This window comes from Sphingobium sp. V4 (assembly GCF_029590555.1).
Lineage (GTDB): Bacteria > Pseudomonadota > Alphaproteobacteria > Sphingomonadales > Sphingomonadaceae > Sphingobium.
This window is the reverse complement of the sequence record NZ_CP081001.1, coordinates 182,284-195,482: the sequence shown is the minus strand read 5'-3', so window position 1 is coordinate 195,482 and position 13,199 is coordinate 182,284. Positions and strand designations below refer to the sequence as shown.

14 protein-coding genes and 2 tRNA genes are annotated in these 13,199 nt (G+C 67.2%); 10 read left to right on the top strand and 6 right to left on the bottom strand.

Annotated features, from left to right (window positions below):
• Positions 1-22: 22 nt before the first annotated feature.
• On the bottom strand, positions 23-2,239 hold the full coding sequence (gene katG / locus K3M67_RS01035; protein ID WP_285832036.1) for a catalase/peroxidase HPI: 2,217 nt from the start codon (positions 2,237-2,239) through the stop codon (positions 23-25).
• A gap of 179 nt (positions 2,240-2,418) precedes the next feature.
• The gene (locus K3M67_RS01030; protein ID WP_285832035.1) at positions 2,419-2,895 is read right to left on the bottom strand and encodes an SspB family protein; all 477 of its coding nucleotides are present in this window, start codon (positions 2,893-2,895) and stop codon (positions 2,419-2,421) included.
• 86 nt (positions 2,896-2,981) lie between these two features.
• Between K3M67_RS01030 and hisB the strand changes: the two genes are divergently transcribed.
• The 7 genes from hisB to K3M67_RS00995 all read left to right on the top strand — a co-directional run bounded on the left by hisB (position 2,982) and on the right by K3M67_RS00995 (position 7,090).
• On the top strand, positions 2,982-3,569 hold the full coding sequence (gene hisB, locus K3M67_RS01025; RefSeq protein WP_066864011.1) for an imidazoleglycerol-phosphate dehydratase HisB: 588 nt from the start codon (positions 2,982-2,984) through the stop codon (positions 3,567-3,569).
• Positions 3,570-3,596: 27 nt separating this feature from the next.
• On the top strand, positions 3,597-3,884 hold the full coding sequence (locus tag K3M67_RS01020) for a YciI family protein (RefSeq protein WP_066864014.1): 288 nt from the start codon (positions 3,597-3,599) through the stop codon (positions 3,882-3,884).
• Positions 3,881-4,504 carry an imidazole glycerol phosphate synthase subunit HisH gene (gene hisH / locus K3M67_RS01015; protein ID WP_066864016.1) on the top strand — a complete coding sequence of 208 codons (624 nt, stop codon included), beginning with the start codon at positions 3,881-3,883 and terminating at the stop codon, positions 4,502-4,504. The genes K3M67_RS01020 and hisH overlap by 4 nt, the downstream gene beginning before the upstream one ends.
• A 48-nt stretch (positions 4,505-4,552) precedes the next feature.
• The gene (hisA, locus tag K3M67_RS01010; protein WP_066864018.1) at positions 4,553-5,290 is read left to right on the top strand and encodes a 1-(5-phosphoribosyl)-5-[(5-phosphoribosylamino)methylideneamino]imidazole-4-carboxamide isomerase; all 738 of its coding nucleotides are present in this window, start codon (positions 4,553-4,555) and stop codon (positions 5,288-5,290) included.
• 53 nt (positions 5,291-5,343) lie between these two features.
• Complete coding sequence (gene hisF, locus K3M67_RS01005; protein ID WP_066864021.1) at positions 5,344-6,135, top strand: imidazole glycerol phosphate synthase subunit HisF; 792 nt, start codon at positions 5,344-5,346, stop codon at positions 6,133-6,135.
• Between the two features lie 2 nt (positions 6,136-6,137).
• Positions 6,138-6,458, top strand: a complete 321-nt coding sequence (locus K3M67_RS01000; protein WP_285832034.1) for a phosphoribosyl-ATP diphosphatase — start codon at positions 6,138-6,140, stop codon at positions 6,456-6,458.
• 62 nt (positions 6,459-6,520) lie between these two features.
• On the top strand, positions 6,521-7,090 hold the full coding sequence (locus K3M67_RS00995) for a hypothetical protein (protein WP_066864027.1): 570 nt from the start codon (positions 6,521-6,523) through the stop codon (positions 7,088-7,090).
• Here the strand turns inward: K3M67_RS00995 and K3M67_RS00990 are convergent.
• Complete coding sequence (locus K3M67_RS00990) at positions 7,065-7,982, bottom strand: histone deacetylase family protein (RefSeq protein WP_285832033.1); 918 nt, start codon at positions 7,980-7,982, stop codon at positions 7,065-7,067. The genes K3M67_RS00995 and K3M67_RS00990 overlap by 26 nt on opposite strands.
• A gap of 57 nt (positions 7,983-8,039) precedes the next feature.
• On the opposite strand from K3M67_RS00990, the gene K3M67_RS00985 reads away from it, so the two are divergent.
• Genes K3M67_RS00985 through K3M67_RS00975 form a run of 3 tightly spaced genes read left to right on the top strand, consistent with a single transcriptional unit; the run spans position 8,040 to position 10,528 of the window.
• Entirely contained in the window at positions 8,040-9,491 is a 1,452-nt protein-coding gene (locus K3M67_RS00985) for a L,D-transpeptidase family protein (RefSeq protein WP_285832032.1), read from the top strand.
• A 7-nt stretch (positions 9,492-9,498) separates the two neighbouring features.
• Positions 9,499-9,810, top strand: coding sequence for a hypothetical protein (locus K3M67_RS00980; RefSeq protein ID WP_285832031.1), 312 nt, complete (start codon positions 9,499-9,501; stop codon positions 9,808-9,810).
• Between the two features lie 52 nt (positions 9,811-9,862).
• Entirely contained in the window at positions 9,863-10,528 is a 666-nt protein-coding gene (locus K3M67_RS00975) for a murein L,D-transpeptidase catalytic domain family protein (protein ID WP_066864037.1), read from the top strand.
• 13 nt (positions 10,529-10,541) lie between these two features.
• Here the strand turns inward: K3M67_RS00975 and K3M67_RS00970 are convergent, their stop codons facing one another.
• The 3 genes from K3M67_RS00970 to K3M67_RS00960 all read right to left on the bottom strand — a co-directional run bounded on the left by K3M67_RS00970 (position 10,542) and on the right by K3M67_RS00960 (position 13,192).
• A complete protein-coding gene (locus K3M67_RS00970) occupies positions 10,542-12,824 on the bottom strand; it encodes a glycoside hydrolase family 3 N-terminal domain-containing protein (protein ID WP_066865211.1) in 2,283 nt (760 codons plus the stop codon).
• 151 nt (positions 12,825-12,975) lie between these two features.
• Positions 12,976-13,051: transfer RNA gene (locus K3M67_RS00965), tRNA-Lys, on the bottom strand.
• A gap of 54 nt (positions 13,052-13,105) precedes the next feature.
• Positions 13,106-13,192 (bottom strand) — tRNA-Tyr (locus K3M67_RS00960).
• Between the last annotated feature and the right edge of the window lie 7 nt (positions 13,193-13,199).

The following is a 13,199-nucleotide window of genomic DNA, read 5'->3' as shown; positions in this document are numbered from 1 at the left end:
GCCCTGTCGTCATGCCTGATGGTCAGAAGCGGTCGGCATCCATCACCTTGGCCCAGGCGGCCACGAAGTCGGTGACGAACTTCTGCTTCGCGTCGTCGGAAGCATAGACTTCCGACACGGCGCGCAGTTCGGAGTTCGACCCGAAGATGAGATCGACCGGGGTCGCCATCCAGCGCAGCGCGCCGCTCTTGCGGTCGCGCCCTTCATAGAGGGTCGCGTCCGTCGTCGACTTCGACCAGACCGTGCCCATGTCCAGCAGGTTCACGAAATAGTCGTTGCTGAGCTGGCCCGGACGGGTGGTGAACACCCCGTTCCGCGACTTGCCGCTATTGGCGTCGAGCGCGCGCAGGCCGCCCAGCAGCACGGTCATTTCCGGCACGGTCAGGTCGAGCATGTCGGCCTTGTCCACCAGCGCTTCGGCCGGAGCGAGATCGGAATTGGCGGCGTAATAGTTGCGGAAGCCGTCGGCCTTCGGCTCGAGGAAGGCAAAGGACTGGACGTCGGTGTCGGCCTGGGTCGCGTCGACACGGCCCGGCTTGAACGGCACGGTGACGCTGTAGCCGGCCTTCGACGCGGCCTGCTCCACCGCGGCGTTGCCGCCCAGCACGATCAGGTCGGCAAGGCTGACCTGCCGGCCGGCCGCCGCCTTGTTGAAGGCGGTGCGGATGGCGTCAAGCTTGCCCACGACCCTGGTCAGTTCGGCCTTGTCGTTGACCGCCCAGTTGATCTGCGGATCAAGCCGCACGCGCGCGCCATTCGCCCCGCCGCGCATGTCGGTCGAGCGGAAGGTGGAAGCCGAGGCCCAGGCGGTACGCACCAGTTCCGGCCCGGTCAGGCCCGACGCGAGGATGCGTGACTTGAGCTGGGCCACGTCGGCATCGGTGATCGCGGCATAGGTCGCCTTGGGCAGCGGATCCTGCCAGGAGAAGCTCTGCGCCGGCGCGTCCTTGCCCAGATAGCGGGCGCTGGGGCCGAGGTCGCGATGGGTCAGCTTGAACCAGGCGCGGGCGAAGGCGGCCGAAAATTCCTCCGGATCCTTGTGGAAGCGCTCGGCGATCTTGCGGAAGCCGGGGTCTTCCTTGATCGCGATGTCGGTGGTGAACATGATCGGCGCGTGGCGCTTGTCCTTCACATGCGCGTCGGGGACGAGCTGGGCCGCGGCAGGATCGGTGGGAATCCACTGGGTGGCGCCGGCCGGGCTTTTCGTCTTCACCCAGTCGAAGCCGAACAGATTGTCGAGATATTGCGTGGTGAAGGCGATCGGATTGGCCGACCAGGCGCCTTCGAGGCCGCTGGTGATCGTATCTTCGGCATTGCCCTTGCCGCACTTGTTCTTCCAGCCCAGCCCCTGGCCCTCGATGCCGGCGGCCGACGGGTCGGCGCCCATGCACTCTTCGGGCTTGTGCGCGCCATGCGCCTTGCCGAAGGTGTGGCCGCCCGCGATCAGAGCGAGGGTTTCCTCGTCATTCATCGCCATGTTGCCGAAGGCGCGGCGGATGTCGGCGGCGGCGGCCAGCGGATCGTGATTGCCGTTCGGGCCTTCGGGATTGACGTAGATGAGACCCATCTGGGTCGCGGCGAGCGGTCCCTTCAGATTGCCCTTCGCGTCGCGGCGCTGATCGGCCATGAATTTCTTTTCCGGCCCCCAGAAGACCAGGTCGGGCTGCCAGGCGTCGACGCGGCCGCCGGCGAAGCCGATGGTCTTGAAGCCCATATCCTCCAGCGCGACATTGCCGGCCAGGACCATGAGGTCGCCCCAGCTGATCTTGCGGCCATATTTCTGCTTGATCGGCCAGACCAGGCGGCGGGCCTTGTCCAGGCTGACATTGTCGGGCCAGCTGTTGAGCGGCTCGAACCGCTGCTCGCCGCCGTCGGACCCGCCGCGCCCGTCGCCGGTGCGGTAGGTGCCCGCGCTGTGCCAGGCCATGCGGATGAAGAAGGGGCCGTAATGGCCATAATCGGCCGGCCACCAGGGCTGCGAGGTGGTCAGCACCTTGCGCAGATCCGCCTTCACCGCGTCGAGATCGAGCGTGGCGAATTCGGCGGCATAGTCGAAGTCGGCGCCATAGGGATTGGCGCGGGTCGCCTCATGCTGGCGCAGGGCGGAAAGGTCGAGCGTCTGCGGCCACCAGTCCTTGGTGGTCATGGCCGGTTCGGCGGCGCGGGCGGGCGTTGCCGCCAGCGCGGGCGCCATCGCCGCGGCCATCAGCGCGATGAGCGAAATATGCGATTTGGACATGGTTTTTCCCCTGTATCCGTTGCGATCCTGCTCCTGGGAGCCGGGGAAGCGATAGAGGGGGGCGCTTCATTGCTGAAACGAATCGATTGGGTCAGAGTGATCGACATTCCCCATGAGAGAAAATCGTGCCCAAGCGAAAAGGATGCTACGCGCGCAGGGACGGCTGGCGCGCCGGCGGCTTATTTCTTCTTGCCGAAATCCACGGTGACGACGTTGGAGCCGTCCTCGCTCGTCACCTGCGGGCCGTCATTTTCGGCGGCGTCATGGGGTTCCGGCTCCTCGTCGGCCGCCACCTGGAACTGGAGCGCGAAATTGACGGCCGGATCGACGAAGGCGGTGATCGCGCTGAAGGGAATGAAGAGATGGGCCGCGACCTGGTTGAAGGTCAGGCTGACCTCGAAATGGGTGCCGCTGACCTTGAGATCCCAGAACTTGTTCTGGAGGACGATGGTCATTTCGTCCGGGAAGCGTTCCACCAGCTGCTTCGGAATCTCGACGCCCGGCGCCTGCGTCTTGAAGGTGATGTAGAAATGATGCGCGCCCGGCAGGCCGCCGGTCTGCTGCACTTCGCCCAGCACCCGCCCGACGACCGCGCGCAGGGCCTCCTGCACGATTTCGTCATAGGGAATCAGGCTATCGGGCAGGTCGTCGCTCATGGCCCAATGTCCTAGCGGCACGAAACAGGCGGTCAACCCCTGCACGAGCAGATTGCAAGACTGGCGGCACGCGCTATAGGGCGGCCATGCGCAAGGCCGAGATTCACCGCAACACGGCGGAAACCCAGATCGACGTCACCGTCAACCTCGACGGGACGGGCCTTTATACGGTGTCGACGGGCATCGGCTTTTTCGATCATATGATCGAGCAACTGTCGCGCCATTCGCTGATCGACATGGATGTGAAGACTGTCGGCGACCTGCATGTCGACCAGCATCACACCACCGAGGACACGGCGATCGCGATCGGCGAGGCGGTGGCGAAGGCGCTGGGCGACAAGCGCGGCATCAGCCGGTACGGCAATGTCTATTCGCCGATGGACGAGACGCTGACCCGCGTGTCGCTCGACATTTCGGGGCGTCCCTGGCTGGTGTGCAAGCTGCCCTTCACCGTGCAGAAGATCGGCGAGTGGGACACCGAGATGGTGGAACATTTCTTCCACAGCTTCGCCCAGGCCGCCGGCATCACGCTGCACATCGAATTTCTCTATGGCAGCAACAACCACCATATCGTCGAAAGCGCGTTCAAGGGGCTGGCCCGCGCGCTGCGGCAAGCGGTGGAGATCGACCCGCGCAAGGCGGATGCGATACCCTCGACCAAGGGCATTTTGTAAGCAGACACGCATAGAAGGGCCGTTTCCATGTTCATCATTTCGCTGACCTATACGGCGCCGATCGATGTGCTGGACGGCCATCTGGCGGATCATCGCGCCTGGCTGGACCAGGGGATCGCCGATGGCTGGCTGCTGCTGGCCGGACGGCGCGAGCCGCGCACCGGGGGTATATTGATGGCGCGGGGCGAGCGGGCGGAGATCGCGGCCAAGGCGGCGACCGATCCTTTCGTCGCCAATGGCGCTGCATCCTTCGAGCTCATCGAGTTCCATCCGGCACGGGCCGCCAGCGTCAATCTGGAGACATTGCTGCCATGATCGCCCTGATCGACTATGGCGCGGGCAATCTCCATTCGGTCCATAATGCCCTGCGCAAGGCCGGGGCGGACGATGTCGTCATCACCGCCGACGCCGATCTGGTGCGCCGGGCCGACCGGATCGTCCTGCCGGGCGTGGGCGCCTTCCGCGCGTGCCGCGACGCTCTGGTGGCGATCCCCGGCATGGTCGAGGCGATGGGCGAGGCGGTGGGCCAGCGCGGCACGCCCTTTCTGGGCGTGTGCGTTGGGATGCAGCTGCTCGCCGACGCGGGCGAGGAGTTCGGCCGGCATGAGGGGCTGGGCTGGATTCCCGGCACGGTGCGGCGGATCGAACCGGGCGACGCCGCGATCAAGGTGCCGCACATGGGCTGGAACGATGTGGTCCTGAATAGAGCGGACCAGGGGATTTCGACCCTGCTGGAGGCGGGCGAGGCCTATTTCCTGCACAGCTATCATTTCGAGGCGGCCGACCCCGCCCATGTCGCAGCGACGACCGACCATGGCGGGCCGCTGGTCGCCGCGGTCGCGCGCGACACCATCATCGGTTGCCAGTTCCACCCGGAAAAGAGCCAGCGCTACGGGCTGTCGTTCCTCGCGCGCTTCCTGAACTGGCGGCCGTGAGATAATGCAACGTCCGTTCGGTTCGAACGGCATTTTGGAAATCGGATAATGTCGCTGATCGTCTTTCCCGCCATCGACCTCAAAGGGGGGCAGGTCGTCCGCCTCGCCGAGGGCGACATGGACCGCGCCACCGTCTATGGCGACAATCCAGCCGCGCAGGCCCTGCTCTTCGCTGAAGCGGGCGCCCAGCATCTCCACGTAGTCGATCTCGACGGCAGCTTTGCCGGCCACGCGGTCAATGCCGAAGCCGTCGAGAAGATCGTGGAAGCCTTTCCCGGCCATGTCCAGCTGGGCGGCGGCATCCGCAACCGGGAATCGGTCGAGCGCTGGTTCGACCTGGGCGTATCGCGCATCGTGATCGGCACGGCGGCGCTGAAAGACCCCGCCTTCGTCAAGGCGGCGGCGCGCGACTTTCCCGGTGGCATCGTCGTCGCGGTCGATGCGCGCGACGGCTTCGTCGCGACCGACGGCTGGGCGGAAAAGAGCGACATGGCCGTCATCGACCTCGCCCGCCGGTTCGAGGATGCGGGCGTGGCCAGCCTGCTGTTCACCGATGTCGGCCGCGACGGGATGCTCAAGGGCTGCAATGTCGACGCGACCGTGGATCTCGCCCGCGCCACCGACATTCCGGTGATCGCCAGCGGCGGCGTGGCGGGGATCGCGGACATCCGCATCCTCAGCCTCCATGCCGATGACGGGATAGAGGGCGTCATCACCGGCCGCGCGCTCTATGATGGCCGCCTCGATCTCAAGACCGCTCTGGCGGTAGCGCAGGCGGCGGCATAAACCATATCGTACAACCGCCGTTCGTTTCGAACGGACACCTGGAAACCAGCCCCATGACCGTCCGCACCCGTGTCATTCCCTGCCTCGACGTCGCCAATGGACGCGTGGTGAAGGGTGTCAATTTCGTCGACCTGAAGGATGCCGGCGATCCGGTCGAGCAGGCGAAACTCTATGACGCGGCCGGGGCGGACGAGCTGTGCTTCCTCGACATCACCGCGACCCATGAGGCGCGCGGCACCATCCTGGACGTGGTGCGCCGCACCGCCGAGGTCTGCTTCATGCCCGTCACCGTGGGCGGCGGCGTGCGCAGCGCGGACGATGCGCGCGCGCTGCTGCTTGCCGGAGCGGACAAGGTCGCCGTCAACAGCGCGGCGGTCGCCCGGCCCGAACTGGTCGCCGACATTGCCGACCGATTCGGCAGCCAGTGCATCGTCGGATCGGTCGACGCCCGGCGCGCCGGATCAAATGCCGACGGCACGCCGCGCTGGGAAATCTTCACCCATGGCGGGCGGAAGCCGACCGGCATCGACGCGCTGGACCATGCGCTGCGCCTGGCCGAGCTGGGCGCGGGGGAATTGCTGGTCACGTCCATGGACGGGGACGGCACGAAGCAGGGCTATGACCTGGCGCTGACCCGCGCGATCGCCGATGCGGTGGCGATCCCGGTGATCGCCAGCGGCGGCGTCGGCACGCTGGACCATCTCGTCGAGGGCGTGGTCGAGGGCCATGCCAGCGCCGTGCTGGCCGCCTCCATCTTCCATTTCGGCCAGCACACGATCGCGGAGGCGCATCGGGCGCTGGCGGCGGCGGGCGTGCCGGTGCGCGTGCCGGTGACGGGAGAATGACGATGCGCGACACGCTGCACAATCTGGAGCAGACCATCCGCCAGCGGCGGAGCGCAGACCCGTCGGCCTCCTATGTCGCCAAGCTGACCGCCCGGGGCCGCGCCAAGATCGCGCAGAAGGTCGGCGAGGAAGCGGTCGAGACGGTGATCGCCGCCATGGCCGACGACCGGGAGGGCGCGATCGGCGAAAGCGCCGACCTGATCTTTCACCTGATGCTGCTGCTGGCCGACCTCGACGTGCCGTTCGACGCGGTGCTGGACGAACTGGACCGGCGCGAAGGCGTGTCGGGCATCGCCGAAAAGGCGGCGCGCCCGACGGACTGACCGGAAAGAAACCGCCCTTCCCGCGTTGAGGCGTCAGCTTCGCGTCCACATGGGGAGGGAATATGGTTCGGACAGTGATCGGCGGCCTGCTGGGCGGGCTGGCCATCTTCGTTACAGGATTTCTCTTCTGGGGCACGCCGCTGTCCGCGCTGGCGCTGAGCCGGGTCGGGGACCAGGCGAGCGCCAACCTCCAGGCGGCAATGGCGCAGGCGCTGAACGCCACGGGCACCGGCGTATACGTCATACCCGATCCTTCGACGGCGCAGGGCACGATCCTCTACGGCCGTGGCCCGGTGGCGCAGATCTTCTACAATAGCAGCGGCTTTCCCGTCATGGACGGCGGCGCGCTGATCGGCGGGCTGGTGCTGGCGCTGGCGGTGGGCGTAGTGATCGCGCTGGCGCTGCGCTTCGCCCTCGCGGACTTCGCCAGCCGCGCGCGGGTGACGATCCTGTTCGCGCTGGCGGCGGTGCTGTGGCTCCATATCGGGCAGGCAGTGTTCAACCATGCGCCCTGGGGCTATATCCTCTACCTCGCCTTCAGCGATTTCGTGGCCCTGGCGGCGGCCGGGCTGATCGCCGCGAAGCTGATGGAGACGAAGATTGTGGTCAGGCCTGGCGATACGCCGCGCTGACCGCTTCCTCGGCCATTCGGATCATGCTGTCGGCATGGCGGCGGGCGACCCGCATCCGGTCCTCGCCATAGCCGCCGCCCAGCGTGCTGGCGAGCGGCACGTCCCGTTCCCGCGCCTGCCGCACCACATAGCGGTCGCGGGCGTCCAGCCCGGCATCGGTCAGCGCCAGCCGGCCCAGCCGATCCTCCTCATGCGGGTCGACCCCCGCCTGGTAGAGGATGAGGTCCGGCGCGAAATCATCCAGCACGCGCGGCACGATGTCGGCGAGCAGCGCCAGATAGGCGGAATCCCCGGTCCCGTCCTCCAGCCCGATGTCGAGCGTCGAACGGGCCTTTCGCACCGGGAAATTCTTTTCGGCGTGGACCGACAGGGTGAAGATGTCGCTGCGTCCCGCCAGCAGCGACGCCGTGCCGTCGCCCTGATGCACGTCGAGGTCGAGGATGAGGATGCGGGCGGCATCCCCTTCCGCCACCAGCCGGTTGGCGGCGATAGCGAGATCGTTGAACACGCAATAGCCCGCGCCGGTATCGGCCAGCGCATGATGGCTGCCGCCCGCCGCATTGGCGGCATAGCCATGGCGGATCGCCAGCTTGGCCGCCGCCCAGGTGCCGCCCGGCGACAGGATCGACCGGCGCATCACCCGCTCCGTCACCGGAAAGCCGATCCGCCGCGTTTTTTCCGGCGGGACCGACAGGGTCAGCACTTCATTGACATAGGCCGGATCATGCACCGCTTCGATCCAGTCGCGCGGCATCGGTTGCGGTTCATGGACATGGCAGGAGGCGCCGCTTTCCCGCAGCGCTTCCATCACCAGCCCATATTTGTCGAAACGAAAGCGGCTGCCGGGTGTTGCAGGCGAGACATAGGCGGGATGGTGAACAACGTGCAGCATGATCTTTTCCCGCTATCGCGATTTGAACGATGGCGGCTTTGCGCTATCTGGTCCAGCATGAACCGTCCCAAGATGATCCGTTTCCCGCTGCTGGCCCTTGCCGGGCTGAGCCATGTCGCCGCCTTCGCACAGACGCCACCCCCGGCGGTCGCGCCCACATTGCCTCCTGCCACCGTCCAGCCGCTGCCCGCCCCGCCGCCGCCGGTGCCGATCCCGGCGCTCTCCCCGGCGCAGGAGGTCTGGGCGAACGACTGGCTGAAGAATGGCGCGGCGCAGGGTCTGATGGCGCGGCAGAAGGCGAGCGGGCCATTGAAGGGCGATGCGCTGGTCGGCGCGCTGCTCGACCGGGCCAAGGCGCTGTCGACCGGCCGGGTCGATACCGCCGATTTCCTGAATATCTGGGCGCTGCGCCCGGCCGCCTTCGACCCGCGCCCTGCGCTGGCCAAGGCGGTGGCGGAAGATCGGCTGCAACAATGGGCCGCAGGCCTGACCCCGCCCTGGGCCGGCTATGAAACGCTGCGCAAGGGCCTGACCCGATATGAGGCGATCCGCGACAAGGGCGGCTGGCCGACGCTGACCGCCACATCCGCCCCCGATGTGGTGCGGGCGCGGATCGCGCTGGAAGACCCCGCCGTCACGCGCGACGAGCCGCTGGTCGACGTGATCCAGCGCGCCCAGCGCCGCTACGGTCTGGAACCGACGGGCCAGCTGGGCGCGCGCACGCTGGCCGCGCTCAATGTCGGCGTGGACGAGCGCATCGCCGCGATCATGGCGAACATGGAGCGGTGGCGCTGGATGCCGCGCAGCCTGCCGGTCAACCGGGTGCAGGTGAACATCGCCGCCGCCGTGCTGACCGTGTTCGAGGGCGACCAGCCGGTCAGTTCGATGCGCGCCGTGACCGGCAGCCCCGACAATGCGACGCCGATGCTGTCTTCCAGCATCCATTCCATCGTGGTCAACCCGCCCTGGAACGTCCCGATGTCGATCGCCAAGCGGGAACTGTTCCCCAAGGGCCGCGCGACGCTGATCCGCCAGGGCTACAAGATCGTCAAGACGCCCGAGGGCGGCGAGCGCATCGTCCAGCCCGCCGGGCCGAACAGCGCGCTGGGGCGGCTGAAGTTCGACTTCAACAACAGCTTTGCCGTCTATCTGCACGACACCCCGTCGCGCGGGAAATTCTCCAGCTATGACCGGCTCGCCAGCCATGGCTGCATCCGGCTGGAAAAGCCGGTCGCGCTCGCCGAGCAGATGGTCGCGGCCGACCCCAACCTCAACGGCCAGATCCAGGCGCTGATCGACGAGGGCAAGACCCAGCGCGTGTCGCTACCGCAGGAGGTGGCGGTCTACCTGCTCTACTGGACCGCCTTCGCCAGCCCCAACGGCACGGTCAGCTTCCGCGCCGATCCCTATGGCTGGGACAGGCTGCTCGCGCAGAAGATCGAGGCGTCGAGCCGTCGCGCCGACCCAACCGCCGCCCCATCCCCCACCACCATCGCATCGAAGGACTGACGCCCCCATGCGCAAATATGCCCTGATCGCCCTTGCCGGCGCGCTGACCCTGGCCGCCTGCGGCAGACAAGAAGAGGAGGCTCCGGCGACCAACAATCTGGTCGAGCCGCCGGTCGAGAATGTAATCATTGAGGAACCCGAGGCGCCGTTGCCCGAACCGCAGAACAACGCGGTCGCGACTCCGGCCGCGCCACCGCCGACCGTATCGGAGGAACAGCAGATACTGGACGATGCCGAAGCGACCGGCATGACGTCGCGCCTGCCCCAGGACGGCGAGCAGAGCCAGCCGGTGGGCGAAGCGAGCGGCACGGGCGAATGAGTCTGTTCGCCCCGGTCTTCAACCGGGGCGCCAGCTTTGCTATATTGCTCCAATGGATCGCCGTAATTTCACGAAGTTCGCTTTGAGCGGACTCGCCTTTTCGTTTCTGCCCGACAGCATGGGCCGCGCCGCGCTGCCCATCGCTCCCGAACCCGTAAGCCCCGCGCCGGTTCCCGCTACGCCGCGCCCGGCGCCGCAAAAACCCTATGCGGCGCTGCTGGAACGGGCCAGGGCGGCGCTGGACCGTCATGCCCATCATTTCGCGCTGCGCGACCGGGTGGCGATCGTCGACTTCGACGCGCCGTCGAAGGACATGCGGATGCATATCGTCGACCTTATCAGCGGCCAGGCCAACAGCTATCTGGTGTCCCATGGCCGCGGGTCCGACCCCGGCCATTCGGGATGGCTGCACAGCTTTTCCAACGAGTTCGATTCGCTCGCCAGCAGTTCCGGCGCTTTCCGGACGGGCGAGATGTATGTCGGCCAGCATGGCCGGTCGATGCGCCTGCTGGGCCTCGACCCGCAGAACAGCAATGCCGAGGCACGCGCCATCGTCGTCCATGGCGCCGATTATGTGAGCGAGGACCATGTCGCCGCCTGGGGCAAGTGCGGCCGGTCCGAAGGCTGTTTCGCGGTCGCCCCGCATATCGTGCCGCAGGTGCTGGGGCTGCTGGGTCCGGGGCGGATGCTCTATGCGGACAAGCTCGGCAAGGGCTGAGCCACAGGAGCCGTCAGCCGCCTGCGGGTGACGGCGCGGGCATGTCGGCATAAAGGGTGAACTGCGCGTGCAGGCCGCCGACCGACGATGATCCCACCCACAGGTCGAACAGGCCCGGCTCCGCGATCCGGCGGTTGCGGGCGCCGACAAATTCGAGATCGGTGCGCGACAGGGAGAAGCGGACGATCCGGCTGTCGCCCGGTGCCAGGGTGACGCGCGCCATGCGCTTGAGTTCGCGAATCGGACGCGTGCGGCTGGCGACGCGGTCGCGAATATAGAGCTGGACGACTTCGCTGCCCTTGCGCCCGCCCGCATTGGTGACGCGCACGGTAATCTCGATCGCAGAATCCCAGCGCAGCGCGCTGTCCGACAGCTTCAGCCGGTCGAGCGCGAAATCGGTGTAGCTGAGGCCGTGGCCGAAGGGGAAGCGGGCGCTGTTGTCGGTGGTGGTGTAGCGCGCCTTATATTCGGTGCGATCGTCCACCACCGGACGGCCGGTGGACTTGCGATCGTAGAAGAATGGCTCCTGCCCGCTTTCCCAAGGGAAGCTGACGGGCAGCTTGCCCGACGGATCGACCCTGCCGAGCAGGATGTCGGCGATGGCGTGGCCGGCCTCGCTCCCCAGGAACCAGGTAGCGAGGATCGCCTGCGCGTCGGCGACGCCGCCATGCAGGGCCAGGGCGCGGCCATGGCGCAGGAGGATGACGACGGGCTTGCCGGTGGCGACCACCGCGTCCGCCAGGGCCTGCTGTGCGGCGGGAATGTCGATGACGGTGCGCGACTGGGCCTCGCCCGACATGGCTTGCGATTCACCGATGGCGAGCAGGACGATGTCTGCCGCCTTCGCCGCCGTCACCGCCTGCGCGATGCCGCCGTCGATCGCGCCGCTGATGTCGCTGCCGCGCGTGACGCTGAGTTTCGCGGCATCCGGCAGCGCCGCGCGCAGGCCGGTGGCGATGTCGACGCCCTTGCCCGGATCGCCGTAAAAGGCCCAGGGGCCGTAGAGATTGGCCGTGTCCTCCGCGAACGGCCCGATCAGGGCGATGCTCTGCCCCTTGGCCGGGTCGATCGGCAGGACGCCCGCATTCTTGAGCAGCACGACCGAGCGCGCGGCCGCCTCGCGCGCCAGGCCGCGGTGGGCCGCTGTGTAGATGCGCGTCTGTTCCGCTTCCGCGTTGAGCGAGCGATAGGGATTGTCGAACAGCCCGATCGCGGCCTTTACATAGAGAATGCGGCGTACGGCGACGTCGACCGTGCCCATCGGCACCGCGCCGCTCTTCACCAGTTCGGGGAGGTAGCGGATGAAGAGGCCGCTCTGCATCGACATATCGACCCCGGCGAGGACGGCGAGGCGGGCGGCATCGCGCGCATCCTCCGCAAAGCCGTGGGCGACCAGTTCCTCGTCGGCGGTGTAGTCGGAAAAGACGAAGCCGCGAAACTGCATCTCGCCGCGCAATATGTCGGTGAGCAGTTCGCCGTCGGCGGTGGCGGGCACGCCGTTGATCTCGTTGAAGGCGGCCATGGTGGTCAGCGCGCCGGCGGCGAAAGCCTGTCCGAAGGGGGGCAGATGGGTTTCGCGCAGCGTCTCCTCGCTGATGTCGACATTGCCATATTCGAGCCCGGCGGCGACCGCGCCATAGGCGGCAAAATGCTTGGGGCAGGCGAGCAGCGAATCATCGCGGCGCAAGTCGCGGCCCTGGAAGCCGCGGATGCGGGCGGCCGAGAGCAGGCCAGTGAGGGTCACATCCTCGCCCGCCCCTTCGACCACGCGGCCCCAGCGCTGGTCGCGGGCGACATCCACCATCGGCGCGAAGGTGAGATGAAGGCCGGCGGCAGTGGCTTCCACGGCCATGGCGCGCGCGGTGCGTTGGCACAGGTCGGGATCGAAGCTGGAGGCTTCGGCGAGCGGCACGGGAAAGATGGTCTTGAGGCCATGGATTACGTCCCCGGCGAACAGCAGGGGGATGCCGAGGCGGCTGTCCCTGACCGCGATGTCCTGCGCCCGTCGCGCGCCGGCGACGCCGATGCCGTTGAACAGGCACCCGACCCGGCCCTTGCGGATTTCCTCGGCCAGCCGTTTTTCGTCCTGGATGCCGGCCTGGGGGTTGGGCGGGTTGAAGGGGCGGAACGAGTCGGCAAGGCAGGTCATCTGCCCGGCCTTCTCCTCGATCGTCATCTTGGAGATGAGGGCGTCGACCCGCTCGACATCGGTCTGCGCCAGCGCGCGGCGCGGCAGGCCAAGCGCGAAGGCGCCGCCGAGCGTGCGGATCAGAAGGTCGCGACGGTCAAGGGTCATGCAGGGGACGGGATAACCAGGATAGGATGAACGGAGATTGTCCGGCGAACGTCCCGATGGCGATTTCGTTTCCATGCGGCAAGGCGCGTGCGGCGCGCCGCCCCTCGTCCGCGACATGCGGGCGAAGCTATCATCATCCCAAGGAAGGTGGTGGTGGACGCACTAGGGCTCGAACCTAGGACCCGCTGATTAAGAGTCAGCTGCTCTACCAACTGAGCTATGCGTCCACACTGGCCTGTTTCCAGTCCCGTAAGGGGCCGGCTGCATCGGGCCCGATGCAGTGGTGGACAGGGCTGGATTCGAACCAGCGTACGGGAAACCCGGGCAGATTTACAGTCTGCTGCCTTTAACCACTCGGCCACCTGTCCAGTGCCC